The 26,717-nt window shown below is 70.4% G+C and carries 29 protein-coding genes; 19 read left to right on the top strand and 10 right to left on the bottom strand.

Annotated features, from left to right (window positions below; translation table 11 throughout):
* The first annotated feature begins 216 nt into the window (after positions 1-216).
* The 13 genes from DFR41_RS23350 to DFR41_RS23290 all read left to right on the top strand — a co-directional run bounded on the left by DFR41_RS23350 (position 217) and on the right by DFR41_RS23290 (position 11,113).
* On the top strand, positions 217-1,218 hold the full coding sequence (locus DFR41_RS23350) for an ABC transporter substrate-binding protein (RefSeq protein WP_244917853.1): 1,002 nt from the start codon (positions 217-219) through the stop codon (positions 1,216-1,218).
* A gap of 79 nt (positions 1,219-1,297) precedes the next feature.
* Positions 1,298-2,113 (top strand): ABC transporter permease, encoded by an 816-nt coding sequence (locus DFR41_RS23345; protein ID WP_114804490.1) that lies wholly within the window; start codon positions 1,298-1,300, stop codon positions 2,111-2,113.
* Between the two features lie 3 nt (positions 2,114-2,116).
* Entirely contained in the window at positions 2,117-2,902 is a 786-nt protein-coding gene (locus DFR41_RS23340; protein WP_114804474.1) for an ABC transporter ATP-binding protein, read from the top strand.
* The gene (locus DFR41_RS23335; protein ID WP_114804473.1) at positions 2,895-3,905 is read left to right on the top strand and encodes an NAD-dependent epimerase/dehydratase family protein; all 1,011 of its coding nucleotides are present in this window, start codon (positions 2,895-2,897) and stop codon (positions 3,903-3,905) included. Before DFR41_RS23340 ends, DFR41_RS23335 begins: the two co-directional genes overlap by 8 nt.
* On the top strand, positions 3,898-4,695 hold the full coding sequence (locus tag DFR41_RS23330; protein WP_244917852.1) for an SDR family NAD(P)-dependent oxidoreductase: 798 nt from the start codon (positions 3,898-3,900) through the stop codon (positions 4,693-4,695). The genes DFR41_RS23335 and DFR41_RS23330 overlap by 8 nt, the downstream gene beginning before the upstream one ends.
* 28 nt (positions 4,696-4,723) lie before the next feature.
* A complete protein-coding gene (gene hydA / locus DFR41_RS23325) occupies positions 4,724-6,142 on the top strand; it encodes a dihydropyrimidinase (protein WP_114804472.1) in 1,419 nt (472 codons plus the stop codon).
* An 8-nt stretch (positions 6,143-6,150) separates the two neighbouring features.
* A complete protein-coding gene (locus DFR41_RS23320) occupies positions 6,151-6,915 on the top strand; it encodes an aspartate/glutamate racemase family protein (RefSeq protein ID WP_114804488.1) in 765 nt (254 codons plus the stop codon).
* 91 nt (positions 6,916-7,006) lie between these two features.
* A complete protein-coding gene (locus tag DFR41_RS23315; RefSeq protein ID WP_017762240.1) occupies positions 7,007-7,222 on the top strand; it encodes a hypothetical protein in 216 nt (71 codons plus the stop codon).
* Positions 7,223-7,282: 60 nt separating this feature from the next.
* Positions 7,283-8,179, top strand: coding sequence for an alpha/beta fold hydrolase (locus DFR41_RS23310; RefSeq protein ID WP_114804471.1), 897 nt, complete (start codon positions 7,283-7,285; stop codon positions 8,177-8,179).
* Positions 8,180-8,414: 235 nt separating this feature from the next.
* The gene (locus DFR41_RS23305; protein WP_211322649.1) at positions 8,415-9,257 is read left to right on the top strand and encodes a DUF6662 family protein; all 843 of its coding nucleotides are present in this window, start codon (positions 8,415-8,417) and stop codon (positions 9,255-9,257) included.
* Positions 9,257-9,811, top strand: a complete 555-nt coding sequence (locus tag DFR41_RS23300; RefSeq protein ID WP_425326725.1) for an FMN-binding protein — start codon at positions 9,257-9,259, stop codon at positions 9,809-9,811. The genes DFR41_RS23305 and DFR41_RS23300 overlap by 1 nt, the downstream gene beginning before the upstream one ends.
* Before the next feature lie 97 nt (positions 9,812-9,908).
* Positions 9,909-10,673: an FAD:protein FMN transferase gene (locus DFR41_RS23295; protein WP_170159450.1), complete on the top strand. Its 765-nt coding sequence runs from the start codon at positions 9,909-9,911 to the stop codon at positions 10,671-10,673.
* Positions 10,670-11,113, top strand: a complete 444-nt coding sequence (locus DFR41_RS23290; protein ID WP_114804468.1) for a hypothetical protein — start codon at positions 10,670-10,672, stop codon at positions 11,111-11,113. Before DFR41_RS23295 ends, DFR41_RS23290 begins: the two co-directional genes overlap by 4 nt.
* 40 nt (positions 11,114-11,153) lie before the next feature.
* On the opposite strand, the gene DFR41_RS23285 is transcribed toward DFR41_RS23290, so the two are convergent.
* The 5 genes from DFR41_RS23285 to DFR41_RS23265 all read right to left on the bottom strand — a co-directional run bounded on the left by DFR41_RS23285 (position 11,154) and on the right by DFR41_RS23265 (position 15,047).
* A complete protein-coding gene (locus tag DFR41_RS23285) occupies positions 11,154-11,447 on the bottom strand; it encodes a type II toxin-antitoxin system RelE/ParE family toxin (RefSeq protein ID WP_017758483.1) in 294 nt (97 codons plus the stop codon).
* A gap of 8 nt (positions 11,448-11,455) precedes the next feature.
* Positions 11,456-11,740 carry a ribbon-helix-helix protein, CopG family gene (locus tag DFR41_RS23280; RefSeq protein WP_114804467.1) on the bottom strand — a complete coding sequence of 95 codons (285 nt, stop codon included), beginning with the start codon at positions 11,738-11,740 and terminating at the stop codon, positions 11,456-11,458.
* Between the two features lie 255 nt (positions 11,741-11,995).
* Entirely contained in the window at positions 11,996-12,910 is a 915-nt protein-coding gene (locus DFR41_RS23275) for a DMT family transporter (protein WP_244917851.1), read from the bottom strand.
* Complete coding sequence (locus DFR41_RS23270; RefSeq protein WP_114804466.1) at positions 12,907-13,503, bottom strand: methylated-DNA--[protein]-cysteine S-methyltransferase; 597 nt, start codon at positions 13,501-13,503, stop codon at positions 12,907-12,909. Before DFR41_RS23270 ends, DFR41_RS23275 begins: the two co-directional genes overlap by 4 nt.
* A complete protein-coding gene (locus DFR41_RS23265) occupies positions 13,500-15,047 on the bottom strand; it encodes an AlkA N-terminal domain-containing protein (protein WP_114804465.1) in 1,548 nt (515 codons plus the stop codon). Before DFR41_RS23265 ends, DFR41_RS23270 begins: the two co-directional genes overlap by 4 nt.
* A gap of 112 nt (positions 15,048-15,159) precedes the next feature.
* Here DFR41_RS23265 and DFR41_RS23260 point away from each other — a divergent pair, with 112 nt between their 5' ends.
* Together DFR41_RS23260 and DFR41_RS23255 are read left to right on the top strand one after the other, a co-directional pair.
* Positions 15,160-16,542: a phosphomannomutase/phosphoglucomutase gene (locus DFR41_RS23260; protein WP_114804464.1), complete on the top strand. Its 1,383-nt coding sequence runs from the start codon at positions 15,160-15,162 to the stop codon at positions 16,540-16,542.
* A 2-nt stretch (positions 16,543-16,544) separates the two neighbouring features.
* On the top strand, positions 16,545-18,191 hold the full coding sequence (locus DFR41_RS23255) for a 3-deoxy-D-manno-octulosonic acid transferase (protein ID WP_114804463.1): 1,647 nt from the start codon (positions 16,545-16,547) through the stop codon (positions 18,189-18,191).
* 118 nt (positions 18,192-18,309) lie between these two features.
* Here the strand turns inward: DFR41_RS23255 and alr are convergent, their stop codons facing one another.
* The 5 genes from alr to DFR41_RS23230 form a co-directional block, all read right to left on the bottom strand.
* Positions 18,310-19,446: an alanine racemase gene (alr, locus tag DFR41_RS23250; RefSeq protein ID WP_114804462.1), complete on the bottom strand. Its 1,137-nt coding sequence runs from the start codon at positions 19,444-19,446 to the stop codon at positions 18,310-18,312.
* A gap of 129 nt (positions 19,447-19,575) precedes the next feature.
* Positions 19,576-20,937 carry a TolC family outer membrane protein gene (locus DFR41_RS23245; protein ID WP_114804461.1) on the bottom strand — a complete coding sequence of 454 codons (1,362 nt, stop codon included), beginning with the start codon at positions 20,935-20,937 and terminating at the stop codon, positions 19,576-19,578.
* Positions 20,938-20,950: 13 nt separating this feature from the next.
* Positions 20,951-21,292: a rhodanese-like domain-containing protein gene (locus DFR41_RS23240; protein ID WP_017759611.1), complete on the bottom strand. Its 342-nt coding sequence runs from the start codon at positions 21,290-21,292 to the stop codon at positions 20,951-20,953.
* Between the two features lie 111 nt (positions 21,293-21,403).
* On the bottom strand, positions 21,404-22,075 hold the full coding sequence (locus DFR41_RS23235; protein WP_017759610.1) for a protein-L-isoaspartate O-methyltransferase family protein: 672 nt from the start codon (positions 22,073-22,075) through the stop codon (positions 21,404-21,406).
* A gap of 41 nt (positions 22,076-22,116) precedes the next feature.
* Positions 22,117-22,818, bottom strand: coding sequence for a TetR/AcrR family transcriptional regulator (locus DFR41_RS23230; protein WP_244917849.1), 702 nt, complete (start codon positions 22,816-22,818; stop codon positions 22,117-22,119).
* 112 nt (positions 22,819-22,930) lie between these two features.
* Between DFR41_RS23230 and msrA the strand changes: the two genes are divergently transcribed.
* The 4 genes from msrA (at position 22,931) to DFR41_RS23210 (ending at position 26,649) form a co-directional block, all read left to right on the top strand.
* Complete coding sequence (gene msrA, locus DFR41_RS23225) at positions 22,931-23,491, top strand: peptide-methionine (S)-S-oxide reductase MsrA (RefSeq protein WP_114804459.1); 561 nt, start codon at positions 22,931-22,933, stop codon at positions 23,489-23,491.
* Positions 23,492-23,543: 52 nt separating this feature from the next.
* Positions 23,544-23,957 carry a hypothetical protein gene (locus tag DFR41_RS23220; protein WP_244917848.1) on the top strand — a complete coding sequence of 138 codons (414 nt, stop codon included), beginning with the start codon at positions 23,544-23,546 and terminating at the stop codon, positions 23,955-23,957.
* 78 nt (positions 23,958-24,035) lie between these two features.
* Positions 24,036-26,216, top strand: a complete 2,181-nt coding sequence (locus DFR41_RS23215; protein WP_114804457.1) for a TonB-dependent receptor — start codon at positions 24,036-24,038, stop codon at positions 26,214-26,216.
* A gap of 19 nt (positions 26,217-26,235) precedes the next feature.
* Positions 26,236-26,649 (top strand): hypothetical protein, encoded by a 414-nt coding sequence (locus DFR41_RS23210; RefSeq protein WP_017761108.1) that lies wholly within the window; start codon positions 26,236-26,238, stop codon positions 26,647-26,649.
* The last annotated feature ends 68 nt before the right edge of the window (positions 26,650-26,717 follow it).

Raw genomic sequence — 26,717 nt, 5'->3', positions numbered from 1 at the left:
CCGCATCGAAGGGGTGCATGGATGCACCATGAAGAGAAACTGTATCCAATCATGATGCGCAATTGAGCGGTGTCTTCCGGCGGTGCGCCTTCTTTTTTCAAAGGAAAGGGTGCATTCAACGGTCGAACGGATTGGATACAAAGTGGCACGCCCATTGCTTGAAGGCAGGTATCCGGTTTCGCACCGGTCCTGTTGTTCAACCTTCCGGGAATGCCCATGCGCCAATTCATCGCTCCCCTCCTGGTGGCCGCCGCCGCCCTGCTGCCGCTCGCCGGCCAGGCGCAGGACGCCATCAAGCTCGGCTACGCCAAGTGCGCGCACTGCACGCCGCTGGCCCTCACGCCGCAGAACGCCGACGCCTCCAAGGTCAAGCTCGAAGCCACCGGCTTCAACACCGGCAACGACGTGCTCACAGCCCTGCTGTCCAAGAGCATCGACGTCGCCCAGGTCACCTACCTGCACTACGCCACCGCGCTCGACAAAGGCTTCGACGTGGTCGCCATCTCGGGCCAGATCAACGGCGGATCGCAGATCCTGGTGGGCAACGACGTGCCTGTGGCCGAGAACGACTGGGCGGGCCTGAAGAAGGTCATCGCCGACTACAAGGCCCAGGGCAAGCCCTTCCGCGTCGCGGCCTCGCGCGGCAACGCGCAGGACATCCACATGCGCGGCGCCTTCGCCAAGCAGGGCATCGACATCAACAAGGACGTCCAGTTCATCAACATCCCCAACCCGTCGGACCACGTGCAGGCCCTGCGCCGCGGCGAGGTGGAGCTGATCTGCTCGGTCGACCCCTTCGCCACCCAGATCCGCGAAGTGAAGGCCGCCAAGTTCTTCACCTATCCCTATGACCAGGCGGCCGGCAAGCTCACGAACCTGATCGTCACCCGCTCCGACGTGATCGCCAGCAAGCCCAAGGCGGTGGAAGAGACCGTGCGCTCGATCATCAAGGTCAACGACCTGATGACCAAGGACAAGGGCCTGTTCATCGACACCATCCAGAAGGTGACCGGCCTGGACAAGGCCATCGCCACCGGCGCCGCCGCCAACCTGTACCCCGACTACGAGATCCACCGCGCCTCGGCCGTGGCCATCGCGCAGATGATGCGCGACCTCAAGTACATCAACAACGACGTGACCGCGGCGGTCGAGAAGAACATCGACTACCGCTTCCTGGAAGCCGCGACGGGCAAGCCCAAGTCGCAGCTGGGCTATTGAGGCCATGGGTGGGACGACGATGGCGGACTCCTCCACGACCACGCTGCCGGCCGCGCCCGCGGCCGCGCAGACAGCCGCGATGCCGGCCTGGAAGCGGCTGTACCGGCGCATCGAGCGCGCCATCGTGCCGGCCCTGGTGCTCATCGGCTGGGAGCTGTTCTCCCGCTCGGGCGTGCTGCCGCCCGCGCTGCTGCCGGCGCCTTCGCAGGTGCTGGTGGCCTGGGCCGACTGGGTGATCGGCACCGATGGCAACACGCAGACCTATTCGGGCCACTGGATCTTCGACGTGGCGGCCAGCGCCGGCCGCGTGTTCGCCGGCTTCGCGCTGGCGGCGGCGCTGGGCATCGGCCTCGGCATGGCCATCGGCTGGTCGCGCACCATCGAGAAGCTGATCGAGCCGCTGCTGCAGGTGCTGCGGCCGGTGCCGCCGGTGTCGTGGATCCCGCTGGCCATCATCTGGTTCGGCATCGCCAACAAGCCGGCCATCTTCCTGGTCTTCCTGGGCTCCTTCTTCCCGGTGCTGCTGTCGACCATCCACGGCGTGAAGACCTGCGACCGCAACCTGCTGCGCGCGGGTGCCATGGCCGGCGGCACGCCACGGCTGCTGCTGCGGCACATCGTGTTCCCGGCGGCGCTGCCCAGCATCTTCTCGGGCCTGCGCATCGCCATCGGCTCGGCCTGGATGCTGACCGTCACGGCCGAGATGGTGGCCGTGAAGAGCGGCGTGGGCTATGTGCTCTGGGACTCGTACTACTTCCTGCGCTACGACATCGTCATCGCCGCCATGGCCAGCATCGGCCTGCTGGGCTACTGCAGCGATCTGCTGATCAAGCTGCTGTCGGCACGCGTGCTGCGCTGGCAGCGCGGCTCCACCCTGCAATCGAAGGAAGGCTGAGCCATGAGCCTCATCACCATCCAGAACGTCTCGCGTCATTTCGAGGACCCGCGCCGCGGCAGCGCCGTCAAGGCGCTGGACGACGTGAGCCTCAGCGTGGGGCGCAACGAATTCCTGTGCCTGCTGGGCCCGAGCGGCTGCGGCAAGTCCACGCTCCTGAACATGATCGCGGGCTTCGACCATCCCACGCGGGGCGTGGTGGCCGTGGGCGGCCGGGAGGTAACCGCGCCGGGCGTGGACCGCGGCGTGGTCTTCCAGCAGCCCACGCTGATGCCCTGGCTGCCGGTGTGGGAGAACGTGGCCTTCCACCTCACCATGCGCGGCCTGCCCAAGGCCGAGCGGCGCAAGAAGGCGCAGCACTTCATCGACATGGTGGGGTTGCGCGGCTTCGAGAACCACTTTCCCAGCGAGCTGTCGGGCGGCATGAACCAGCGGGTGGGCATCGCCCGGGCGCTGCTGATGAATCCGGAGGTGATCCTGATGGACGAGCCCTTCGGCGCGCTGGACGAGCAGACCAAGATGGACATGCATGCCGAGCTGGTGCGCATCTGGCGCGACAGCCAGAGCACCATCGTGTTCGTCACGCACGGCATCGAGGAGTCGCTGGCGCTGGGCACGCACATCGCGGTCATGTCGGCGCGACCGGGCCGCATCCGCGAGCTGATCGAGGTGGACCTGCCGCGCCCGCGCGATTCGACCAGTCCGCGTTTCAACGACTACAAGCGCCACATCCTGCAGCTGTTGCGGCCCGAGGGCGCGGCCACCCCGGCCGCTGCCGCGCATGGTTGACACCGTGCCGGTCACCTTCATCACCGGCGCCGCGGGCTTCGTCGGCCTGGCGCTGGTGGAGCATCTGCTCGCACGCGGCGAGACGGTCGTCGGCTGGGATGTGGCGCCGCTGCCGGAAGCGGCACAACGCGCGCTGGCCACGCTGCCCGGACGCTTCACCGCGCTGCGCGGCGACGTGGGCGATGCCGCGGCGCTGGAGGCCGCACTGGCCCTGCACCGGCCGCAACGCCTGGTGCTGCTGGCGGCCGTGACCGCGGCGGCCGAGCGCGAACGGCGCGCGCCCGAATGCATCTTTGCCGTCAATCTGGTGGCCGTGACGACAGCGCTGCGTCTGGCGGCCGCGCAGGGGGTTCAGCGGGTGCTGCTGGCCAGCTCCGGCTCCGCCTATGGTGCGAGCGGACGCCTGCCCGGCCCTCTGCATGAGACCGACACGCCGCTGCAGCCAGAGGGGCTGTACGGCATCTCCAAGATGGCGGCCGAAGCGGCCGCATATCGTCTGGCCGATCTGCTGGGCATGGACCTGCGCATCGGCCGCCTGGGCACCTGCTTCGGCCCCTGGGAGCGCGACACCGGCGTGCGTGACACGCCCAGCGCGCCGCTTCAGGCCTTGCGGCTGCTGCGCGCCCGTCAACCGGTGCGGCTGCCGCGCCCGCTGCGCCGCGACTGGCTCTACGTTCGCGATGCGGCCGCCGCCATCGCGGGGCTGCTCGACACCGAGGCGCCATCGCAGCCCATCTACAACCTGGCCGCCGGCTTCGAATGGTCGGTGGCCGACTGGTGCGCCTGGCTCGCCACGCAGCCGGGCTTCGAGAGCGCTGACTGGGGCATCGCCGCCGAAGGGGACGCCGCCAACATCGAGCCCTACGCCGACTACGACCGCGCCAGCATGGACATCACGGCCCTGCGGCGGGATACCGGCTTCGTGCCGCACTACGACCTGCCGCGAGCCGGTGCCGACTTCCTCGCCTGGCTGCAGCGCAGCGCGGCGCCTGCCCATGTCTGAGATCACGCCCACGTCCGCCCGCCGCATGGCCGGCAAGTCCTGCATCGTCACCGGCGCCGCCTCCGGCATCGGCCGCGCCATCGCCCGACGGCTCGCCGCCGAAGGTGCCTTCGTCCTCGTGGCAGACATCACCGAGCAGCCCATCGAGGGCGGCTTGCCCACGCTCGCGGCCATCGAGGCCGAAGGCGGCGAGGCCCGCTTCGTGCACTGCGACGTGAGCCGCACCGAGCAGGTCGATGCGCTCGTGGCCGAAGCCGTGCGCTGCCAGGGCCGGCTCGACGTGCTGGTCAACAACGCCTGCATCCGCCACGCCCGCCCGCTGGCCGAGTTGGAAGACGCCGACTGGCAGCGCCTGCTCGACATCAACCTCGGCGGCGCCTTCCGCGCCAGCCGGGCCGCCGTGCGGCAGATGCGTACGCAGCCCGTGGTCGACGAGGTGCGCGGGCGCATCGTCAACCTGTCGTCGCAGCACGGTCTGATCGCCGCGCCGGGCGACCTGGGCTATGGCGTGACCAAGGCCGGCATCGGCTACATGACGCGGCAGGTTGCCGCCGACTATGCCGCCGAGCAGATCGCCTGCAACGCCGTGGCCCCCGGCAAGATCCAGACGGGGCAGGGCGGCCGCGCCCTCGACCCCGTCGTGATGGAGCGTGCCATCCGCCGCACGCCCTGGCCGCGCCTGGGCCGGCCCGAGGACGTGGCCGAGGCGGTGCTCTTCCTGGCCAGCGCCGAGGCGCGCTTCATCACCGGCGCCGAACTCATGGTCGACGGCGGCTGGATGGCTGCCTGACCTTTCTCTTTTCTTGAACACGAATCCCATGTCCGCCTTCGACCTCGTCATCCGCAACGCGCGCGCCGTCACGGCCAGCGATATCTTCGACTGCGACATCGCCGTGAAGGACGGCCGCATCGTGCAGCTGGGCCAACACCTGCCGGCCGGGGCGCGCGAGATCGACGCGGCCGGCCGCCATGTGACGCCCGGCGGCGTCGATGCGCACTGCCACCTCGACCAGCCTGAGCCGCCGCCGGTGGTGATGGCCGACGACTTCGACACCGGCACGCGCTCGGCGGCCTGCGGCGGCACCACCACCGTCATTCCCTTCGCGCTGCAGCACAAGGGCCAGTCGCTGCGCGACGCGGTGGCCGATTACCACCAGCGCGCGGAAGGCAAAGCGCATGTGGACTACGCCTTCCACCTGATCGTGAGCGATCCCACGCCCACGGTGCTCGAAGAAGAACTGCCGGCGCTGATCCGCAAGGGCTACACCTCGTTCAAGATCTACATGACCTACGACAGCCTGAAGCTGGACGACGGGCAGATCCTGGACGTGCTGTCCGTGGCGCGCGAGCACGGCGCCATGGCCATGATCCATGCCGAGAACGCCGACTGCATCGAATGGCTCAGCAAGCGGCTGGAGGCCGCCGGCCGCACCGCGCCGCGCTGGCATGCGCATGCGCGGCCCATGCTGGTGGAGCGCGAGGCCACGCACCGCGCCATCGCGCTGTCGGAGCTTGTGGATGTGCCCATCCTCATCGTGCATGTCTCCGGCCGCGAGGCGGTCGAGCAGATCCGCTGGGCCCGCGCCCACGGCCTGAACGTCTTCGCCGAGACCTGTCCGCAGTACCTCTTCCTCACCGCCGAGGACCTGGGCATCGACGACAGCTACCACGGCGCGAAGTGCGTCTGCAGCCCGCCGCCGCGGGACAAGAGCAACCAGCAGGTGATCTGGAACGGCCTGGCCGATGGCCTGTTCACCGTGTTCTCGTCCGACCACGCGCCCTACAAGTTCGACGGCACGGAGGGCAAGAAGCCGGGTGGCGAGGAAGTGGGCTTCCGTCACATTCCCAACGGCATCCCGGGCATCGAGACGCGCATGGCGCTGCTGTGGTCCGAAGGTGTGATGGCGGGGCGCATCACGCCGCAGAAGTTCGTCGAGCTCACGTCCACGAACCCGGCCAAGGCCTACGGCCTGCATCCGCGCAAAGGCAGCCTGGCCGTGGGCGCCGATGCCGACCTCGTGATCTGGGACGAGCGCGAGTTCGTGCTGACCAATGCCCAGCTGCACCACAACGTGGACTACACGCCCTATGAAGGCATGCACCTGACGGCCTGGCCCGGCATGACGCTGTCGCGCGGCGAGGTGGTCTGGGACGGCAAGGACTTCAGCGGCCGCCAGGGCGCAGGGCGCTTCCTGCACTGCGGCACGCCCACGCTGGTGCCGCGCCGCCGGGGATGATCGGCCCCATGCGCATCCTCGTCATCAACCCCAACATCTCCGACAGCGTCACGGCCCTCATCGGCAGCGAGGCGGCGCGCAGCGCCAGCCCCGGCACCGAACTCACGCTGCGTACCGCGCCTTTCGGCGTGGCCTACATCGAGACCCGCTTCGAGGCCATGGTGGGCGCCTATGCGGCGGCCAACGTCGCAGCCGAGCATGCGGCGGGCCACGACGCGGTGATCGTGGCCGCCTTCGGCGACCCGGGCCTCGCGGCCCTGCGCGAGGTGCTGCCCATGCCGGTGCTGGGCCTCACCGAATCGGCCCTGGCGAGTGCGTGCCTGCTGGGGCCGCGCTTCTCGATCATCGCCATCTCGCAGCGCATCCAGGCCTGGTACCGCGAGGTGGTGCAGGCCAACGGGCTGGAAGGCCGACTGGCGAGCATCCGCGCGCTCGACCGGCCGCTGGCGCGCATCGACGGCATCCAGGAAGACCACACCGAAGCGCTGCTCGCCCTGTGTGAGCGGGCCGTGGCCGAGGACGGCGCCGATGTGCTGATCCTGGCCGGCGCGCCGCTGGCCGGGCTGGCGCGCCAGTTGGCTGGACGGCTGCCGGTGCCGGTGGTCGACGGTGTCTCCAGCGCCGTGCGGCAGGCCGAGATGCTGCATGGCCTGCAGCCGGGCACGGCCCGACGCGGCAGCATGGCGCCACCGCCGGCCAAGCCGCACCAGGGCCTGCCGCCAGCGCTTGCTGCGCTGCTCGAGACGGCGCAGGCCCGCGGCGCGTCGGCCTGAGTCAGCCGGGCGCGGGCGGCGGCGTCCGACAGACCGGCTGGGGGCTCGGCGGCAGGCTGCCGCCAGCGGCATCGCCGCAAGGAGCCTCCCCATGAAGATCAAGACACCCCTGCTGCTCGGCCTGCTGGCCGTCACCCTGACCGGCTGCATCGTCGCGCCTCCTCCGCCCCCGCCCTCGGGGCCGCCACCGGGCGCCTACCGAGACCGGGACCGCGACGGCATGCCCAACCGCTACGACCGTGACCGCGATGGCGATGGCGTACCCAACCGCTACGACGCGCGCCCCAACGACCCGCGCTACCGCTGACCCGCTGCGCGCCGCGGGGCGCGCGCCTACCATGCAGGGCTGTCCCTAGGAGACCCCTGCATGACCCCGCTCTTTCCCGGATTCGAAGAACGCCGCGTCGACGTCGGCGACGGCATCGAGATCGCCGCCACCATCGGCGGCTCCGGCCCGCCGCTGCTGCTGCTGCACGGCCATCCGCAAACCCGCGCCATCTGGCACAAGGTGGCGCCCACGTTGGCGCAGCACTACACCCTCGTCGCGGCAGACATCCGCGGCTATGGCGACTCCTCCAAGCCCGCCGGTCTGCCCGACCACGCCAACTACGCCAAGCGCGCCATGGCGCAGGACCAGGTGACGCTGATGCGCACGCTGGGCTTCGACCGCTTCCTCCTCCTCGCGCATGACCGCGGTGCCCGCGTGGCCCACCGGCTGGCCATGGACCATCCGCAGGCCGTGCGCCGCCTGGTGACGCTGGACATCGCGCCCACGCTCGCCATGTACGAGCAGACGAATGAGGCCTTCGCGCGCGCCTACTGGCACTGGTTCTTCCTGATCCAGCCGGCGCCGCTGCCCGAGCGGCTGATCGAGGCCGACCCGGCGCGCTACATCACCGACCTGATGGGCAAGCGCAGCGCCGGCCTGGCTCCCTTCGACCCCCGCGCCTTGGCCGAGTACCAGCGCTGCATCGCGCTGCCCGGTGCCGCGCACGCCACCTGCGAGGACTACCGCGCGGCCGCCACCATCGACCTGCAGCACGACCGCGCCGACCGCGAGGCCGGCCGCCAACTCACGATGCCGCTGCTGGCGCTGTGGGGCGAGGAGGGCGTGGTGCACCGCTGCTTCCAGCCCCTGGCCGAATGGCAGCGTGTGGCGGCGGATGTGCAGGGCGGCCCGCTGCCCTGCGGCCACTACATCGCCGAAGAGGCCCCCGAGGCGCTGCTGGCGCGCGTGATGCCTTTCCTCGCCGCGGCCGGATAGCCGAAGCAGGCGCCGGTTGCGGGTGCAGCAAAGCGCTTGTGCCCGGCAGCGGGCAAGGGCGGATGGCTGCCGTTGCCGCGCCGCTTTTTTCCGCTCAGTTCTCCGTCAGTGATGTTTTCGAGAATCACTCGCATTCTCTTTTCTCATCTCTGACGGGAGGTTGTTCGTGGGAGCGTTCAAGCGAATCAAAAGGGCAGCGGCTGCATGCGCAATCGGTGCTGCAGCGATGGCGGGCATGCCCGCACAGGCCGGCGAGGGCGCCTTCGGCTGGGTCTACACGCTGGACCTGCAGCCCAAGGGCACGGCGGAATTCGAGCAGAAGGTGGACGTGACCCACGGCCAGGCCGCCGGCCGCTACGACTTCGGCCTGTACCGCTCAGAGCTGGAGTACGGCGTCACCAACGACCTGCAGATCGGCGGCTACCTGAATGCCGCGTCGATCAGCGCGCACAACAACTACATCAGTCCCGAGGTGTGCGACCGCACGCCCTGTACGGCAGGTTTCGGTGTGCCCAGCACGGCCAACACCAGCGATCCCTACAGTTACCGCCGCTTCGACGGTGCCTCCATCGAAGGCATCTGGCGCATCACCAACCCGGTCACCGCGCCCGTCGGCATCGGCCTGTACGTGGAGCCCACCTGGGGCAAGCTGGAGGACGAGCTCGAGTTCCGCCTGATCGCGCAGTCCAACTTCCTCGACGACCGGCTGGTGCTCGCGGCCAACCTGCTGGTGGAGATCGAGAAGGAGAAGTACGACCCGGCCGGCATCATCAAGAACTCGATGGCGGACCTGCTGTACGGCGCCAGCTACCGCTTCGCGCCCAAGTGGACGGCCGGCGTGGAAGGTCGCTTCCACACCGACCACGACGGCTACCACTTCAACAAGCACACGCAGACGGCCAATTTCATCGGCCCCAACATCCACTACGCCGAGCGCAACTGGTGGGTCACGGCCGCCTGGCGCTACCAGATCGGCGGCCACTGCTATGCCGATGGAACCGCCGATTGCTCGCTGGGCAAGGTGTGGGACAACCACGGCCGCAACCAGGTGGTCGTGAAGCTGGGGATCCCGCTGTAATGACGCGCATGCAATGGAAGCCGGCCGCGCTGCTGCCGCTGGCCGCGCTGGGCGCGGCGCTGGCGCCCACGGCGCCCGTCTACGCGGCGGCACGCATCTATGTGTCGGTCGAGCAAGCCCAGCGCGACCTGTTCGGCAGCCAGTCGCTGGCGGCCTTTCCGGTGGTGCTTACGCCCGCCCAGCAGGACGAGGTGCGCGCGGCCTCGTCCGTGGCCCATCCCTTCCAGGGCAGCCGCATCTGGAAGGCGGCCGATGGCGGCTGGTTCGTGGTGGACGAGGTGGTGGGCAAGCACGAGATGATCACCTACGCCGTAGCGCTGGACGGCCAGGGCCGCGTGCGCCGCGTGGAGGTGCTGGAGTACCACGAGTCCTACGGCTACGAGGTGGCCGAGCCGCAGTGGCTGCACCAGTTCGAGGGCAAGGATGGCGCTGCCCCGCTCAAGCTCGGCAAGGACGTGGAGAACATCTCCGGGGCCACGCTGTCGGCCAAGCACCTCACCGATGGCGTCAAGCGCGTGCTGGCGGTGTATGGGCTGGTGCTGCGTGGCCGCTGACGCCCAGGCAGTGCGCGCCCCATCGCGTCGTGCAGGTCGCCATGGCGCGGCCGTGCCGGTGCCGGCTGTGGCCCCTGTCCGCCGCTGCCGGCCGGCGATGGGCACCTATGTCGAAGTCATGGCCGAGCCGGCGGCCGGCATGTCGGCCGCCGAGGTGCTCGGCGCTGTGGAGGCGGCCTATGCCGCCATCGAACGCGTGGAGGCCCGCATGTCGCCGCACCGGCCGGATTCGGACCTCTGCCGCATCGCCGCGGCGCCGGCCGGCGCGGTGCTGACGATCGACCCCTGGACCTGGGAGGTGCTGGCCCTGGCCGCTCGCCTCCACCAGGCGTCCGCGGGGCTTTTCGACTGTGCGGCGGATGCGGGCCGGCCGGGGGCCAGCCAGGGCGTCCTGCAACTCCTGCCTGCCTCGCGGGTGCGGGTGGGCGCGCCGGTGCGCCTCGACCTGGGCGGCATCGCCAAGGGCCATGCCGTGGATCGCGCCGTGGCGGCGCTGCGCGCGGCGGGCATCCACCAGGGCCGGGTCAACGCAGGCGGCGACCTGCGTGTGCTGGGCCCGGTGCCCCAGCCCATCCATGTGCGTGATCCGTCAGCGCCGGGCCGGCTGAGGCACCTGGGGGACCTGGCCGATGGCGCGGTCGCCACCTCGGCGCCGGGTGCCGGCGCGCGCCTTCAGGCCCAGCCACAGCGGTCCGCCATCGTCGACCCGCGCAGCGGGCGGGCGCTGGCCGGCGGCGCCAGCTACACCGTCGTGGCGCCCACCTGCGCGCTGGCCGATGGCCTGACCAAGGTGCTGGCGCTGGGCGGCGCCAAGGCCCGCGACTGCCTGGCGGCCTTCGGCGCGCAAGGATGGGTGCTGTGACGCGGCACGGCCGGCCGCATGCCAGCCGCATCGGCCGCCTGCCCCGCTGGCAGCGACGCAGCCTGTACGCGGTGCTCGGCCTGTGCGCCGTCTCGGGCACGGGCTGGTTCCTGCTGCTGGATGCATGGCACCGGCTGCCGCCGCAGCTCACGGCATGGTGGATCGTGCATGGCCTCACGGGTGCGCTCAGTCTGGTGGCGCTGGGCAGCGTGTTGCCGCATCACGTGGTGGTGGCCTGGAAGGCGCGGCGCAACCGCGTTGCCGGGGCCTGCGCCCTGGGCCTGTTCGCGGCGGCGGCGCTGACGGCGCTGGCACTGCTCTACGGCGCGGAGGAATGGCGCGACGGCGTGCATGTCGCCCATGTCGCGCTGGGCCTTGCCGTCACCGCGGCCCTGCCCTGGCATCTGTGGCGCGGGCGGCGCAGCGCCCGATCGGGCTGACTGGCGCGCGGGCACGGGTGCCAAAGTGTGAGCGTCTTTCTCAATGCTTGAACCCGGACTCCCGTTGGGCCCGCAGCGCAAGGACGAAGATGGTGTCGACGGAGGCGACGTACCGGTACAGCGCGACATACCCTTGGCTGCCCTTGCCGATCACGAGTTCACGCTTGCCGTCCTTGACCGGACGGCCAATGGCTGGGCTGTGTGCGAGGACGTCGAAGGCTTCGAGGATCTCCTGCATCCGCTCAAGTGGTCCGTCAGCGCTGTGCTGCTCGAGGTGTTCGACGAAACGCTCCAGATCGTCCAGCACCTCGGGCGCCAGTTCGATGCGGGTCACGGCGACTTTCAGCGTTGCGTCTTGCGGGTGGACGGGCGAGCAGCCTTCTGCCCGGCGGCCCGTGCCTGGATGTAGGCCTTGGCTTCCGACCAGGGCACCGTTGCCCCCGTGCGCTGAACCTTCGCCCAACGCTCTTCGGCGATGCGGTGCATTTCGGCATCGATCTCGTCGTGTTCGACGGTGTTTGCCAGCGCGTCGAGGATGAAGGCGTGCGGCGATTTGCCGGCGCGCGCTGCAGCCTGTGCGATGCGTGCTTTCAGCTGTTCTTCAAGGCGGATGGTGGTGGTGGACATGGGAGGGCGCTCCGATGGTCTGTAGCATGATTGTGTCACGCTGCCCGGCTTCGCGACTTTGTCGATGTGCTGGCCGATCCGGCCGAGATCCTAGGGATGCGCTTCATGAATCGAGCGGCAAGTGGGCGCTGCGGATCGGGAGGAGCTGCGAGGCGCAAAGCGCAGCAATAGCCCGGCTATTGCGAGCATTTGCAGCGACGCAGATCGCCCGAGTCCGCAAGATGCCCACGGCGCGCGCATTCGTGAAGGGCGTCCCTAAGCAGCGCGTCGCCCCCGCGGCAGCCGCACCAGCCCGCTCGACAGCGCCACCCCGCACACGATCACCAGCGCGCAGCCCAGCATCCAGGCCGTCACCTGCTCGCCCAGCAGCAGCCAGCCGTAGAAGACGGCGAACACGGGCACCAGGAAGGTCACGGTCAGGGCCTTGGCCGGCCCCGCGCGGGCGATCAGGCGGAAGAACAGGATGTAGGCCAGCCCGGTGCAGGCCACACCGAGCGCCACCAGGGCCAGCCAGGCACGCAGGCCGGGCGTCTGGCTGGGCCAGCTGAGCGCCGCGGGCACGACCAGCAGGGCCGTCGCGCCGATCTGGCTGCCGGCGGCATTGACCAGCGGCGGAACCGGCTGCAGCCAGCGCCGGGCCGCGCTGGCCGACAGGCCATAGCACAGGCAGGCGCCCAGGCAGGCCAGCACGGCCCACAGCGTGCGCCAGTCGCCCGCGCCGGTGTGCAGACCGGTCGAACCGCTGGCCAGCAGCGCCACGCCCACGAAGCCGACCACCAGCCCCAGCGCCCGCGAGCCGTCCGGCCGGTCGCCGAAGGCCGCCCAGGCCACCAGCGCGCCGAACATCGGCACCGTGGCGTTGATCACCGCCGCCAGGCCGGTGGGAATGGTCAGCAGTGCGAAGGAGAAGAGCGCAAATGGCAGGCCCGAATTGAGCATGCCCACGCCGCTGGTCACCCGCCAGTGGCGGCGCAGGTCGGCGCCCTGGCCACGCAGCAGCACCAGCGGCACCAGCACCAGCGCGGCGATGCCCACGCGCATGGCCGCCACCGGCAGCGCACCGAACTCGGCGGCCCCGACGCGCATGAAGAGGAAGGAGGCGCCCCATAGCGCCGCCAGCAGCACGAGGTCGATCAGCCAGGGGCGTGATGCAGAACGCTGCGGACTCACGCCACCTCCCGCGTTCGCTCGCGCGCGGTCGGGGCGTTGCCGACCCGCCTCGCGGCTGGCCCTCGGTCCGCCGGTGGCAGTGCCACGCCTTCCAGCGTGAGCAGCGCACGCTTGCGATCCAGCCCGCCCGCGTAGCCGGTCAGGCTGCCGTCGGCGCCGATCACCCGGTGGCAGGGCACGATCACGCTGAGTGGGTTGCGCCCCACGGCGGCGCCGACGGCGCGCATGGCGGCCGGCCGGCCGAGCGCCAGGCCCAGGGCGCCGTAGCTGTGCGTGCCGCCGCGCGGAATCGCGAGCAGGGCGCGCCACACGGCCTTCTGGAAGGGCGTGCCGCGCGACAGGTCCAGCGGCAGCTCGAAGCCGGTCCGCCGGCCGGCCAGGTAATCCTGCAACTGGCCGGCGGCGTCCTGCAGGAGCGCATGGCCCGGATCGGGCTCCCAGCCGGTGGTGTCGGGATGGTGGCGCTGTGCGTCGAACCACAGGCCGGCCAGGCCGTCGGCGCTGGCGGCCAGGAGGACGCCGCCGAGAGGGGTGTCGATGTGGCAGGTGCGCAGCAGTGCCGCAGGGCGGCCGCGGAAATGGGCAGGGATCATGGGAGGTCCTTCGTGGAGTTGGGTGCAGCCATGCCGTGCCAGGCGGCGAGCACCGCATAGCTGCGCCAGGGCCGCCAGGCCTGCGAGGCGGCTTCGGCGGCGCGGGCCTGGGTCACGCCCAGGGCCTTCTGCAGGGCGATGTCGCCAGCGGGAAAGGCATCGGGCCAGCGCAATGCGCGCATGGCGATGTACTGCGCGGTCCAGGCGCCGATGCCGGGCAGGGCCTGGAGGGCGGCGCAGGTGCGTTGTGGTTCGGCGCCGGCATGCAGCAGTAGCCGGCCGTCCAGCACGGCTTCGGCCAATGCGCGCAAGGCGGCCTGTCGCTGGCGCACCAGCCCGAGCCGGCCGAGTGTTTCGCCATCGACGGCTGCCAGTGCCGCAGGTGTGGGGAAGAGGCGGTCCAGCCCCTCGAAGGGCGTGGCGACGGGTTCGCCCAGCGCCTGCACCAGCCGGCTGCCCAGCGTGCGGGCGGCGGCCACCGTGATCTGCTGGCCCAGCACGGCGCGCACCGCCAGCTCGAAGCCGTCGAGCGTGCCGGGCACGCGCAGGCCTTCGGCGGCGGGGAAGCGGGGGCCCAGCACGGCATGGATGGCGGCCGGATCGGCATCGAGGTCGAGCAGCGCGCGCACGCGGCTGGCCAGGATCGGCAGCACGGGCGCCAGCGATTCCGCGAGCGTCAGTCGCACCTGCGAGGCCGGCAGGTCGAAGCCCAGTGCCAGCCAGCCGGTCTGCGCGCCGATGCGTACCGTCCGCACGAAGCGGCCATCGGCGTCGAGGCGCTCCACGCCGGCCAGGGCGCGGCGGCCCAGGAATTCGCGCAGCGTCGCCAGATCGTAGGGCGGGCGGAAGCCCAGCCGCACCGTGAGCGAGGCGCCGCCGACGTCGCCCTGGGCCTGGACCTCGCCCTCGCGGGCGCGGCGCAGGTCGCGCGGGTTCAGGCCGTAGCGCTCGGCAAAGGCGGCATTGAAGCGTCGCACGCTGCCGAAGCCGCTGGCCCGCGCCACCTCGGCCACCGGCAGCCGCGTGTCGGCCAGCAGTTGCTTGGCGGCCAGCAGGCGCCGCGTCTGCAGGTACTGCAGCGGCGAGACGCCGAATTCGGCCTCGAACAGCCGGCGCAGGTGGCGGTCGCTCACCCCCAGGCGCTCGGCCATGCGGGCCACCATGCGGCCGGGCTGCGCGTCGTCGTCGGCGTCCGCCCACAGCTCGGGTTCGTCCATCAAGCGCGCGGCCTGGCGCGCCAGGATGCGCGAGGCATCTTCGGTGCTCCATGCCGGCGCATCGCTGGCCCGCGGCGCCAGCTCGGGCCGGCAGCGCAGGCAGGGGCGAAAGCCCGCCGCCTCGGCCTGCGCCGCATGCCGGTAGAAGCGGCAGTTCTCGCGCCGCGGCAGGCGCACGCGGCACACCGGCCGGCAGTAGATGCCGGTGCTCGTCACGGCCGTGAAGAAAGCGCCGTCGAAGCGTGCGTCGCGCGTCTTCAACGCCAGGTAACAGGCGTCGCCTTCGGTATCCGTCAAGGCGTCGGGCCGAGTGTTCATGCGGGGCATGCTACCTGTGCGAAGCCGCCCAAATGCGCCATTTCCGGACATGCGAGCCGCGAGGGGCGGTGCCTACAATCGCCGCCGTCACTTTTGTTGTCATTTCCTCTCCCCCCCAGCCATGCAACTCAGCCCCTCGATCTTCAAGGCGTACGACATCCGCGGCATCGTGCCGAGCACCCTGGATGCGGAGGTGGCCGAGGCGCTGGGACGCGCATTCGGCAGCGCCGCGCGCGCCGCTGGCGAGCGCGCAGTGGCCGTGGGGCGCGATGGCCGCCTGTCGGGTCCGAGCCTGGCCGAGGCGCTGATCCGCGGCCTCGTGGCCACGGGGGTGGAAGTGATCGACATCGGCGCCGTGACGACGCCCATGCTGTACTTCGCGGCCAACACGCTGTGCACCTCGGGCATCCAGGTCACGGGCAGCCACAACCCCAAGGACTACAACGGCTTCAAGATGGTGCTGGCCGGCCGCGCCATCTACGGCGACGAGATCCAGGGTCTGCGCAAGGTGATGGAAGACGGCAGCGCCCAGCTGGCCGAAGGCGGCAGTGTCCGCCAAGTCGACGTGCTGCCCGCGTACGTGGCGCGCATCACCGGCGACATCAAGCTGCAGCGCCCGCTCAAGATCGTGGTCGACTCCGGCAACGGCATCGCCGGCGCCTCGGCCCCGGCCATCTACCGCGCCATCGGCTGCGAGGTGATCGAGCTGTTCAGCGAGGTGGACGGCAACTTCCCCAACCACCATCCCGACCCAAGCAAGCCCGACAACCTCCAGGACCTGATCAAGGCCCTGCAGACCACCGACGCCGAGCTGGGCCTGGCCTTCGACGGCGACGGCGACCGCCTGGGCATCGTCACCAAGGACGGCAACAACATCTTCCCGGACCGCCAGATGATGCTGTTCGCCAAGGACGTGCTCTCGCGCGTGCCGGGCGGCACCATCGTCTACGACGTCAAGTGCACGCAGCGCCTGGCGCCGGCCATCGAGGCCGCGGGCGGCCAGCCGCTGATCTACAAGACCGGGCATTCGCTCATCAAGGCCAAGATGAAGGAGCTCGACTCGCCCCTGGGCGGCGAGATGAGCGGCCACATCTTCTTCAAGGAGCGCTGGTTCGGCTTCGACGACGGCACCTACGCCGGCTGCCGCCTGCTGGAGATTTTGTCGGCCCATCCGAACGCCAGCGAGGTGCTCAACGCGCTGCCCACCAGCTTCTCGACGCCCGAACTCAACGTGAAGTGCAACGAGGGCGAGCCGCACAAGCTGGTCGAGGAGATGAAGGCCAAGGCGAAGTTCGACGCCGACGCGAAGGTCTCCACCATCGACGGCATCCGCGTCGACTGGGCCGATGGTTTCGGCCTGGTGCGCGCCTCCAACACCACGCCGGTGCTGGTGCTGCGCTTCGAAGGCCAGACGCAGGAGGCCCTGCATCGCATCGAGGCCACCATGACGGCGCTGCTCAAGTCGGTCAAGCCCGACGCGAGCTTCGCGGAGGCGGCGCACTGAGCGTGCCGCGCGTTTCCCGTTCTCCTGCGCTGCGCCTCTACGGGCTGTTTACCCGGCTCGCGCAGCCTCTACTCAAACGAAAGCTGCGCAAGCGCGCGAAGGCCGAGCCGGGCTATGCCCACGCGGTCGCGGAGCGCTTCGGCGTGTACGACCCTTCGCTGCAGATCCGCGATGCCTGCTGGGTGCATGCCGTCTCGCTGGGCGAGACGCGCGCCGCCGCCATCCTGATCGCCGAGCTGCGGCGGCAACTGCCGGGCGTGCCCATCCTGCTGACCCATGGCACCGCAACGGGCCGGGAAGAGGGCGCCAAGCTGCTGCAGGACGGCGATGTGCAGGTCTGGCAACCCTGGGACACACCGAAGGCCGTGGCAGCCTTCCTCGACCGCTTCCGTCCGCGCATCGGCGTGCTGATGGAAACCGAGGTCTGGCCGGAGTTGACGGCGGCCTGCGCGGAGCGTGGCATTCCGCTCACGCTGGCCAACGCGCGCCTGTCCGAGAAGTCGCTGGCCAAGGCCGAGCGCTGGTCCTCGCTGGCGCGGCCGGCCTATGCCTCGCTGGCGGCCGTGTGGGCGCAGAGCGAGGCCGATGCGCACCGCCTGGTGTCGCTGGGCGCCAAGCTGGGCGGCGTCTTCGGCAACCTCAAGTTCGATGCGCAGCCCGATGCGCGGCAACTGGTGCATGCGCAGGCCCTGCGCGCGCGTTTGCCCAAGCCGGTGGTGGTCTTCGCCAGTTCGCGCGATGGCGAAGAAGCGATGCTGCTCGATGCACTGCGCCACTTCTGGACCACCGCACCCTCCAGCGATGACTTCGGTCCTGCCGCGGCTGCAGACGGCAATCCGGGGCGCCCCCGCGGCGAGCGGGCGCGTCATCTGCCGCGCCTTCGCGCCTGCGACGTGCAGTGGTTGATCGTGCCGCGGCATCCGCAGCGCTTCGATGCGGTGGCAGAGCTGATCGCGCAGCGCGGCTTTGCCTGCGTGCGCCGGTCCACCGCGGAAGGTGCGCCCGAGGGCGAGGAGATCTGGCTGGGCGATTCGCTGGGCGAGATGGCGCTGTACTACGGCCTCTCCGAAGCCGCGTTGCTGGGTGGCAGCTTCGCGCCCCTGGGCGGACAGAACCTGATCGAGGCCGCGGCCTGTGCCTGCCCCATCGTGATGGGCCCTTCCACCTTCAACTTTGCCGAGGCGGCCGAACTGGCCATTGCCGCCGGCGGTGCATTGCGCGTGGACGACATGATGAAGGCCGTGGTGCACGCGCTGTCGCTGGTGGCGGACAAGGGCCGCTGCGCCGCGATGTCGCAGGCGGCGCTGGGCTTTGCCGGCAGCCACCGCGGCGCGGCCGAGCGCACGGCGGCGGCCATCCTCGCGCTGGGGCAGTCGGTGCCCGATCCGGAGCCGGTGGCACTGGCGGCGGGGTTTGACGCGGCGGCGGCGTCTGCCGACCCCTCGTTGGCTGGGGGGGCGGAGCCGCCACTGCAGGCATCGTCGTCGCTGGCCCAGGAGCCGACGACGGAACCGATGGCGGAGACGGGAACGGTTGCCGCATCGGCCTCGAAGACCGTACCGCCGGCGGGCCATGCTCCGGGCGAGCGCGCCGAGCCGGTGTTCGATCCCGACGCACCGCTGATCGTGCCTGAAGAGCGCAGGGGCTGATCGGAGCGGGCCCTCTCCCGCAAGGGAAGGGGGCGCCATGCGCAGCCTGTGACTCTGCCGCCTCTCAGCGTTGGGTTGGGCGATCGTTCAGCCGGCTCTGGTTCGGCCGCCGCAGCGTTCAGCCTTCCGCGCCGCCCACGTACACCCGCGGTACGCGCCGCACATGGCACAGCAGCTCGTAGCTGATCGTCCCGGCCGCGGCGGCCACGGTGTTGATGGGAACCTGCGGTCCCCACAACTCGACCCGGCTGCCGATGCCTTCGCCCGGCAGGGCCGTCAGGTCGACCGTCAGCATGTCCATCGACACGCGGCCAACGATGCGGCTCGCGTGCTCGCCGACGAGGACCGGCGTGCCCGTGGGCACCACGCGCGGGTAGCCGTCCGCATAGCCGATCGCGACCAGCCCCACGCGGCAGGGCGCGTCGGCCACGAAGCGGGCGCCGTAGCCCAGCGCGTCGCCGGGCTGAAGCTCGCGCACCGCGAAGACCTCGCTCTCGAGCGTCATCACGGCGCGTAGCGCCGGATCGGGCACGGGCAGCGGATCGGCGCCATACAGCAGGATGCCGGGTCGCGCCCAGTCGCCGCGCGCCGCCGGCCAAGCCAGCACGCCGGCGGAATTGGCCAGGCTGCGTTCGCCGGGCAGGCTGGCCGTCGCGGCCTCGAAGCAGGCGATCTGCTCGGCGGTGGCAGGGCTGTCGGGCTCGTCGGCGCGGGCGAAGTGCGTCATCAGCGTGACCTTCGCGACGTGCGGGCAGGCGGCGAGCCGTCGGTGCGCCTCGCGAACCTCGGCGGGCGCAAAGCCGGCGCGGTGCATGCCGCTGTCCACCTTCAGCCACACGTTCAGGCCCGTGAGCTCCGGATGCGCCTCGACGGCGCGCAACTGGGCTTCGTGATGCACCACCACCCAGCAACCCAGTGCATGCGCGGCCACCAGTTCGGCGGCGGAGAAGCAGCCTTCCAGGATCAGGATCGGCTGGGTCAGGCCGGCGGCGCGCAGCGGCTGGGCCTCGGCCAGGAAGGCGACCGCGAAGCCGTCGGCTTCACCGGCCAGCGCCTGCGCGCAGGGCACGGCGCCGTGGCCATAGGCATCGGCCTTGACGGTGGCGAAGGCCCGCCCGCCATGGCGTTGGCGCGCGAGCCGGTAGTTGTGGCGCAGCGCGTCCAGGTCGATGACCGCGCGCGAAGGACGGTCGGAGACGGGCAGCGCGGCCGCATCGGCAGGGGCAAGATGGGAGGGAGCGACAGAGGCGTTCATCGGCGCGATCACCGCGGTTCGCGGTGCGGGGCGGCAAAGAACGGGACTATAGGCAGCAGCCCGCCGCAGCCTTCACGGTTTTTGCAGGGATCGGCCGCAGGATTGACGGCCGGGGTGGTGCGTATCGCGTCAGCGTGCCGGGCTGGCTTCGGCCATCGGGGCCGGCGCCAGCAGGGCGTCGATTGGCCGCAGTGCCTCGGCGTCCAGCGTGCCGGCCGCCTGCCGCAGGCGCAGGTCGCCCAGCAGCACGGCATAGCGCGCGGCGGCCAGATCGCGCTGCGTCTGGTAGAGCTGGGCCTGGGCGTTGAGCACGTCCAGGCTGACGCGCACGCCCACCTGGTAGCCCAGTTGCGTCGCTTCCAGCGCGCTGCGGCTGGAGGCCTCCGCGGCTTCGAGGGCGGCGACGCGGCTGCGCCCCGAGGCCAGGCCCAGCCAGGCCGTGCGCGTGGCCTGCGCCACGTTGCGGCGGGCGCCGTCGAACTGGGCACGGGCCTGGTCTTCCAGGGCGAGCGTCTCGCGAATGCGGTTCTGCACCGCGAAGCCCGCGAACAAAGGCAGGTTGAGCTGCACGCCGGCCTGGGTGGCGTGGACGGTGGTCGGCGTCGTCGTGGTCAGCGTGCCTTCCGGATTGCGGTTGACGCCGTAGCTCAGCGTGGCATCGATGGTGGGCAGATGGCCGGCGTTGGCCTTCTCTGTCTCCAGGGCCGCCACGTCCACGCCGATGCGTGCCTGGGCGATGGCGGGATGGGTGTCCTCGGCCAGCGCGACCCAGGTGGCCAGATCGGCGGGCTGGGGCGGTGCAGGCAGCGCTGCGCCGGTTGGTGCCCACGGTGTGGCGCCGCCGCGGCCGACCAACTGGTCCAGGGCCACCTGACGCACCTGGCGGTCGTTCTCGGCCGCGATCTCTTGTGCGACGACCAGGTCGTAGCGGGCCTGCGCCTCGCGCTGGTCGGTGACGGTGGCGTTGCCGACGTCGAAATTGCGCTGGGCCGTGGCGCGCTGTTCCGCCACGGCGGCTTTCTGGGCGCGGATGAGCCGCAGGCTGTCCTCGGCCGACAGCAGGTCGAAATAAGCCTGGCCCACGCGCACGATCAGGTCCTGCTCGGCCAGCTGCAGTTGGGCCAGGGCCAGCGCGGCCTGGCGCTGGCCCTGCCGGTAGCTGGCCCAGTTGGCGGGGCGGTAGATGGGTTGCGTGGCCTGCACCCCCACCTGGGTCGTGGAGAAGTCGCGCGGCCCGGTGCCGGCGGGGGTCCGGATGTCGGAGTCGGTGCGTGAGGCGCTGGCGGCAAAGCCCACCTGCGGCAGGATGCCGGCCCGGGCCTGCTCGCCGCGGGCCGTGGTCGCCTCGGCCTGGGCGCGGGCGGCCTGATAGCTGGCGTCGTAGCCACGGGCGGCGTCGTAGAGGCTGCCCAGGTTCTGGGCGGCGGCCGGCCCATGCAGGGCCAGCGTGGCGGCCACGAGGGCCACCGCGCGAAGAACGAGCGGGCGCATGGGCGTGCGCCGCTCAGTAGCGGGGAACGGAAGGGTCGCGCTGCTGCGACCAGGCGTCGATGCCGCCGCTGATGTTGGCGACCTGCTCGTAGCCGTTGTGAGCCAGGAAGGCCGCCACGCGCTGGCTGCGGGCGCCGTGGTGGCACAGGCAGGCGATGCGCTGGGCGGGGTCGAGCTCGGCAAGCCGTGCCGGGATCTCGTTCATGGGCACGGCCACCACGGTGAAGCCGGCATCGGGCTTCACGCTGGCGGTCTGCAGTTCCCAGGGCTCGCGCACGTCGAGCACCACGGCCGGCGCGTCGGGCGCCTGGTCGAACCAGGCTTGCAGGTGGGCGGGGGGGACTTGGTCGATCATGGTGGCGCTGGGTAGGCGGAAGACCGTCCCTGGCGCTCCTTCGACGTCCCGGCCCTGCGCTTCGACAGGCTCAGCGCGAAGGGATGACGCTCAAGGCGCGGTCGGTGGCGGTCAGAAGTTGAAGCGCGAGGGCTCCGGGAAGTTCAGCAGGCGGGGGGCGATGGTGTCCCAGGGCTCCTGGGTGTCCCACTTGCCTTCGGCCGTGCGGGTGACGAAATGGGCGCGCATCACCGGCTCGTCGCCGACGATGGCCGCCAGCCGGCCGCCGATGTTCAGCGAGCCCAGAAGGTTCTGCGGAATGCGGGCGACCGAGCCGCTGAGCAGGATCACGTCGAAGGTCGGGCCGCTGGGCAGCGGCTTGGCGCCGTCGGCGTGGCGCACCTCGACATTGCCGACGCCGTTGCGCTGCAGGGTCTGGGCGGCGGTGGCGGCCAGCGTGGGGTCGATCTCCAGCGTCAGCACGCGGGCGGCGCGGGCGCCGAGCAGGGCGGCCATGTAGCCGGAGCCGGTGCCGATCTCGAGCACGGAGTCGGTCTTCTTGATCTGCAGGTCCTGCAGCAGTCGCGCCTCCATCTTGGGCGAGAGCATGACCTGGCCGGGGCCGTCGCCGAGCGGGATGTCCATGTCGAAGAAGGCCATGCTGCGGTGGGCGGCGGGCACGTAGTCTTCGCGGCGCACTTCGGTCAGCAGTTCCAGGATCTCGAGGTCGAGCACATTCCAGGGGCGGATCTGCTGCTCGATCATGTTGAAGCGCAGGGGATCGGTGACGAGGGAGGCGGTCATGGTGGGGGCGGGGCGACGCAGAACGGACAAAGCCCGGGATTCTAGGAGCCTGCCGCGCCGCCGTCCGCGGCGAGCCCCTGGCGGGTGCACATGCCGTGCAGCAGCAGATCGGCCTGCGCGGCCAGATAGCGCGCCGGATCCAGCGCGGCCGCGCCGCCGCACACCTCGGGCGCATGCTTCCACAGGATCATGAAGAGCAGCGGTGCCACCACCGCATGCACGGCCTGGTCCAGGTCCATGGCGCGGAACTCGCCGCGGGCGATGCCGCGTTCCAGGATGCGCCGCACCAGCGCATTGCCCGGTGCCACCACGCTCTGGTGGTAGAAGGCCGACAGCTCGGGGAAGTTGCGTCCCTCGCTCATCATCAGCTTGCTGATGCCCGACACCTGCGTGCTGCCCACGCGTTGCCACCAGGTGTTCAGCGCGTAGCGCAGCATCTCGGGGCTGCTGCCTTCGAAGCTCTCGAACTCCTGGTTCCACTCGGTGAAGCGGCCGGCCAGGTTCTCGGTGACGACCGCCTTGAACAGCTCGTCCTTGGAGCCGAAGTACAGGAACAGCGTGCCCTTGGAGACGCCCGCACGCGCGGCGACGTCTTCCGACCGGGTGGCGGCGAAGCCCTTCTCGACGAACAGGTCGAGCGCCGCCTGCAGCAGCTCGCCCGGCCGGGCCTCCTTGCGGCGCGCGCGCTTGGCGCCGGTCATGGCGTCGCGCAGTCGGCAGGGCAGGGAGGGGGAGGAACCCATGGGCGGGGAGGAAAGCGAAATTAATGACCGGTTGGTTATTAATTATTGGCCGCCGATTCTGCAGGCGTCAAGGCGAGGCGGCACAATCGCCGGTTTGCCCAGGAGAAGCGCCATGTCCGAGACCCCATCCGCATCGCTGCAGACCATCGTCCTCGGCGGCGGGTGCTTCTGGTGCACCGAGGCCGTGTTCGACCGCGTCGAGGGCGTGCTGGACGTGGAGTCCGGCTATGCCAACGGGCATGTTGACCATCCCACCTACGAGCAAGTCTGCAGTGGCACCACCGGCCATGCCGAGGTGATCAAGGTGCAGTTCGATCCCTCGGTCATCGACCTGCGCGAGATCCTGCACATCTTCTTCGTCGTGCACGACCCGACCACGCCGAACCGCCAGGGCAACGACGTCGGCCCGCAGTACCGCAGCGCCATCTACACCACCGATGAGGCCCAGCTGGCCACGGTGCGCGAGGTGGTGGCCGAGCTGGCGACCCACCAGGCCTATGGCGGCGTGCCCATCGTGACCGAGATCGGCCCGCTTCAGCGCTACTGGCCGGCCGAGGACTACCACCAGGACTACTTCCTCAAGCATCCCAACCAGGGCTACTGCGCCTTCGTCGTGGCGCCCAAGGTCGAGAAGTTCCTTAAGACCTTTGCCGAGCGGGTGAAGAAGGGCTGAGGCCCTCCGTCACTGCACCTCCGAAAAACCTCGCGCCCGCATGCCGCCCCGCTTGCTTCGCCCGACCGCCTCGCCTGCGCTGGCCATCGCGCTGGCGTGGGTGCTGGTGTTCGCGTCGGCGCTAGGGCTCATGCACCGCACCCTGCACATGCATGCGGGTGGCGGGCACGCGGTTGCGGTCGATGCGCCTGCCCCGGATCGTGGCCATGCGGCTGATGCCCATGGCGCCGAGCCCTTCGCGCATGCCGCGCACCACGGCCTGGCGGCCCTGTTCGACGACCATGAGGACGGCAGCGCGCTCTGCCTGATCCTGGACCAGCTTCAGCACGATGCGGCCACGCCAACCATCGTGCTGCTCACGCTGCCCACACTGCCGCCCGCGGGGGTGCTCGCCTTCATGCAGGGCGAGGCGCTGCGGCGCTGGGTGGCGCTCTTCGACGCGCGCGGTCCGCCCGTCACTCGCTGAATCTCCTGAGCCCAGGCCACCGCCGCCCGCACCTGCGTGGGCGGTGCGGCCTGTCCATCGATTCGCCAGTGACTTCCCATGACCCAGAATTTCCCTCGCAGTGCCATCGGCATTGCCGTTCTCGCGCTCCTGTGCGCCCCCGCCTTTGCCCAGGATGCCCCAGCCCAGGGCAACGCGGTGCCCAACGGGGCAGCCCACGCCCAGACCCAGACCCTGTCCACCGTCGAGGTCACTTCGGAACGCTTCAAGAAGGCGCGCATGGAGCTCTCGCCCGAGACGGGCGCCACCGTCTACCGCATCGATCAGAGCGCCATCGGCGCGCTGGGCAAGGGCGACGCCACGCCGCTGGACGACGTGCTGCTCACCCTGCCCGGCGTGGCCAAGGACTCCAAGGCCTCGGGCTCGCTGCATGTGCGTGACGACCATGGCAACGTGCAGTACCGCATCAACGGCGTGCAATTGCCCGAAGGCATTTCGGGCTTTGGCCAGACGCTGGACACCCGCTACATCGACGCCATCACCTACCTGACCGGCGCGCTGCCGGCCCAGTACGGTCTGCGCACGGCCGGCGTGGTCGACATCCAGACCAAGCAGGGCTTCGGCAAGCCCGGCGGCTCGCTGGGCTTCACCATCGGCAGCCACGACACGCTGGAAGGCAGCGGCTCGGTGTACGGCACCAAGGGCAACCTGAGCTACTACCTCTCGGCCAGTGGCGTGGGCAACAGCCAGGGCATCGAGAACCCGCAGCCCACGCTCAATGCCCAGAACGACCGCACCCGCCAGGGCAAGACCTTCGGCAACTTCTCGTATTACCTGGACGACGACACGCGGCTGGGCCTGATGTTCGGCAGCTACGACGGCAAGTTCCAGATCCCGACCAACCCGAACCAGACGCCGGCCTTCTCGCTGGCCGGCTTCAGCGACCTGGGCTCGGGCTACAACGGCCTGCCTTCGTCGAACGTGCGTGAGCGCCAGAACGAGAGCACGCGCTTCGTGGCGCTGTCTTACCAGAAGTCGCTGGGCGCGCTGGACTTCCAGCTCTCGGCCTTCCACCAGTATTCGAGCCTGCACTATCTGCCCGATCCGGTGGGCGACCTGATCTACAACGGCGTGGCTTCGGACACGCTGCGCTCCAACTCGTCCAGCGGCCTGCAGGGCGATGCCTCGTACAAGCTGAACGACGCCCACACGCTGCGCTTCGGCGGCCTGTACACACGCGCGAACACGCGCAGCAACAATGCCGTGAACGTGTTTCCGGTCGACGACTCGGGCGCCCAGGCGGGCAACACGCCGGTGCTCATCAACGACAACTCGGGCAAGACGGGCGAGCTGGCCAGCCTCTACCTGCAGGACGAGTGGCGCATCGACCCCAGGCTCACCTTCAACTACGGGCTTCGCTACGACAGCGTGAACGCCTTCACCAAGGAGCATCAGTGGAGCCCGCGGCTGAACCTGGCCTATGCGGCGACCGAGAGCACGGCGCTGCATGCCGGCTTCGCGCGCTACTTCACGCCGCCGCCGCAAGAGCTGGCCTCGCAGCAGAGCATCAACCTCTACACCGGCACCACCAATCAGCCCGAGGTGGCCAACTCCGATCCGGTGAAGGCCGAGCGCTCGCGTTACTTCGACGTGGGCGTGGACCAGAAGGTGGGCGAGCACCTGTCGCTGTCCGCCGATGCGTACTACAAGCACATCGACAACCTGCTCGACGAAGGCCAGTTCGGCCAGGCGCTGATCCTGTCGCCCTTCAACTATGCGCAGGGCTTCGCGCGCGGGCTGGAACTGTCGGCGCGCTACAGCGACGACCACTGGGCCGCCTATGCCAACCTGGCCCACCAGAAGGCGATGGGCAAGAACATCGTGTCGAGCCAGTCGCTCTTCGGTGCGGACGAGCTGAGCTACATCGCCGACCACTACGTGTACCTGGACCATGACCAGACCTACACCGCCTCGTTGGGCGCCAGCTACCGCTTCGGTGCCGACCAGGTCAGCGGCGACCTGATCTACGGCAGCGGCCTGCGGCGCACGCCCGATGGCGGCGCGCCCAACAGCGCCGCGCTGCCGCACTACACCGTGGTCAATGCCGCCTATTCCCACACCTGGAAGTACGGTGACGGCAATGACGTGGTGGGCCGCATCGCGGTGCTGAACCTGTTCGACGAGAAGTACCTGCTGCGCGACGGCACGGGCGTCGGCGTGGGCGCGCCGCAGTACGGCACCCGCCGCAGCCTGTACGTCAGCATGACCACGCACTTCTGATCTTCCGGAACCTACGCGGATGACTCGCTCCAGGCCGTCGCGCTTCGTCGCGCTCGCACTGCTGATCGCGGTGTGGGTGACGACGACGCTCGGCCTCGTGCATGGCACCCTGCATGCGCCGGGCAAGCATCCGCATGTCGCCTGGCGCACGACTGCCACGACATCCGCAGCATCCGTCGCGCCCGCTGTACCGACTGACGGCGCCATCCTCCAGGCGCCGCGCCATGCCTGGCTGCATGCGCTGTTCGCGGACAAGACCGATGCCGAATGCCGGCTGTACGACGTGCTGTCGCACGGCGCCGGCCTGCCGGGCGTGCCGCTGGTGCTGATGCCGGTGGCGCTGCCCGCGGCCACCTTCGCCTGCCTCCAGGTCCGCGCCATCTACCGATGGACCGTGCATTTCGATGCGCGCGGTCCGCCCTGCGCTCGCTGAATTCCCGTGCTTCCTCGACGCTGCCGCGACCGCCCCGTGCGGGCCGTGGCGGCACGTCCTTTCGAATT

Origin of the sequence: Pseudacidovorax intermedius, from assembly GCF_003350475.1 — a bacterium.
GTDB classification, from domain to species: domain Bacteria; phylum Pseudomonadota; class Gammaproteobacteria; order Burkholderiales; family Burkholderiaceae_C; genus Xenophilus; species Xenophilus intermedius.
This window is presented reverse-complemented; position numbering and strand designations above follow the sequence as displayed.

What these genes read in the sequence shown, in the direction of transcription:
- DFR41_RS23215 (WP_114804457.1), top strand. Translation starts at nt 24,036, where the DNA reads ATGACCCAGAATTTCCCTCGCAGTGCCATCGGCATTGCCGTTCTCGCG.
- DFR41_RS23280 (WP_114804467.1), bottom strand. Translation starts at nt 11,740, where the DNA reads ATGTCCACCACCACCATCCGCCTTGAAGAACAGCTGAAAGCACGCATC.
- DFR41_RS23345 (WP_114804490.1), top strand. Translation starts at nt 1,298, where the DNA reads ATGCCGGCCTGGAAGCGGCTGTACCGGCGCATCGAGCGCGCCATCGTG.
- hydA (WP_114804472.1), top strand. Translation starts at nt 4,724, where the DNA reads ATGTCCGCCTTCGACCTCGTCATCCGCAACGCGCGCGCCGTCACGGCC.
- DFR41_RS23320 (WP_114804488.1), top strand. Translation starts at nt 6,151, where the DNA reads ATGCGCATCCTCGTCATCAACCCCAACATCTCCGACAGCGTCACGGCC.
- DFR41_RS23265 (WP_114804465.1), bottom strand. Translation starts at nt 15,047, where the DNA reads ATGCCCCGCATGAACACTCGGCCCGACGCCTTGACGGATACCGAAGGC.
- DFR41_RS23240 (WP_017759611.1), bottom strand. Translation starts at nt 21,292, where the DNA reads ATGATCGACCAAGTCCCCCCCGCCCACCTGCAAGCCTGGTTCGACCAG.
- DFR41_RS23235 (WP_017759610.1), bottom strand. Translation starts at nt 22,075, where the DNA reads ATGACCGCCTCCCTCGTCACCGATCCCCTGCGCTTCAACATGATCGAG.
- DFR41_RS23295 (WP_170159450.1), top strand. Translation starts at nt 9,909, where the DNA reads ATGGGCACCTATGTCGAAGTCATGGCCGAGCCGGCGGCCGGCATGTCG.
- DFR41_RS23260 (WP_114804464.1), top strand. Translation starts at nt 15,160, where the DNA reads ATGCAACTCAGCCCCTCGATCTTCAAGGCGTACGACATCCGCGGCATC.
- DFR41_RS23210 (WP_017761108.1), top strand. Translation starts at nt 26,236, where the DNA reads ATGACTCGCTCCAGGCCGTCGCGCTTCGTCGCGCTCGCACTGCTGATC.
- DFR41_RS23340 (WP_114804474.1), top strand. Translation starts at nt 2,117, where the DNA reads ATGAGCCTCATCACCATCCAGAACGTCTCGCGTCATTTCGAGGACCCG.
- DFR41_RS23305 (WP_211322649.1), top strand. Translation starts at nt 8,415, where the DNA reads ATGCCCGCACAGGCCGGCGAGGGCGCCTTCGGCTGGGTCTACACGCTG.
- alr (WP_114804462.1), bottom strand. Translation starts at nt 19,446, where the DNA reads ATGAACGCCTCTGTCGCTCCCTCCCATCTTGCCCCTGCCGATGCGGCC.
- DFR41_RS23350 (WP_244917853.1), top strand. Translation starts at nt 217, where the DNA reads ATGCGCCAATTCATCGCTCCCCTCCTGGTGGCCGCCGCCGCCCTGCTG.
- DFR41_RS23270 (WP_114804466.1), bottom strand. Translation starts at nt 13,503, where the DNA reads ATGATCCCTGCCCATTTCCGCGGCCGCCCTGCGGCACTGCTGCGCACC.
- DFR41_RS23330 (WP_244917852.1), top strand. Translation starts at nt 3,898, where the DNA reads ATGTCTGAGATCACGCCCACGTCCGCCCGCCGCATGGCCGGCAAGTCC.
- DFR41_RS23310 (WP_114804471.1), top strand. Translation starts at nt 7,283, where the DNA reads ATGACCCCGCTCTTTCCCGGATTCGAAGAACGCCGCGTCGACGTCGGC.
- DFR41_RS23300 (WP_425326725.1), top strand. Translation starts at nt 9,257, where the DNA reads ATGACGCGCATGCAATGGAAGCCGGCCGCGCTGCTGCCGCTGGCCGCG.
- DFR41_RS23335 (WP_114804473.1), top strand. Translation starts at nt 2,895, where the DNA reads ATGGTTGACACCGTGCCGGTCACCTTCATCACCGGCGCCGCGGGCTTC.
- DFR41_RS23230 (WP_244917849.1), bottom strand. Translation starts at nt 22,818, where the DNA reads ATGGGTTCCTCCCCCTCCCTGCCCTGCCGACTGCGCGACGCCATGACC.
- msrA (WP_114804459.1), top strand. Translation starts at nt 22,931, where the DNA reads ATGTCCGAGACCCCATCCGCATCGCTGCAGACCATCGTCCTCGGCGGC.
- DFR41_RS23245 (WP_114804461.1), bottom strand. Translation starts at nt 20,937, where the DNA reads ATGCGCCCGCTCGTTCTTCGCGCGGTGGCCCTCGTGGCCGCCACGCTG.
- DFR41_RS23315 (WP_017762240.1), top strand. Translation starts at nt 7,007, where the DNA reads ATGAAGATCAAGACACCCCTGCTGCTCGGCCTGCTGGCCGTCACCCTG.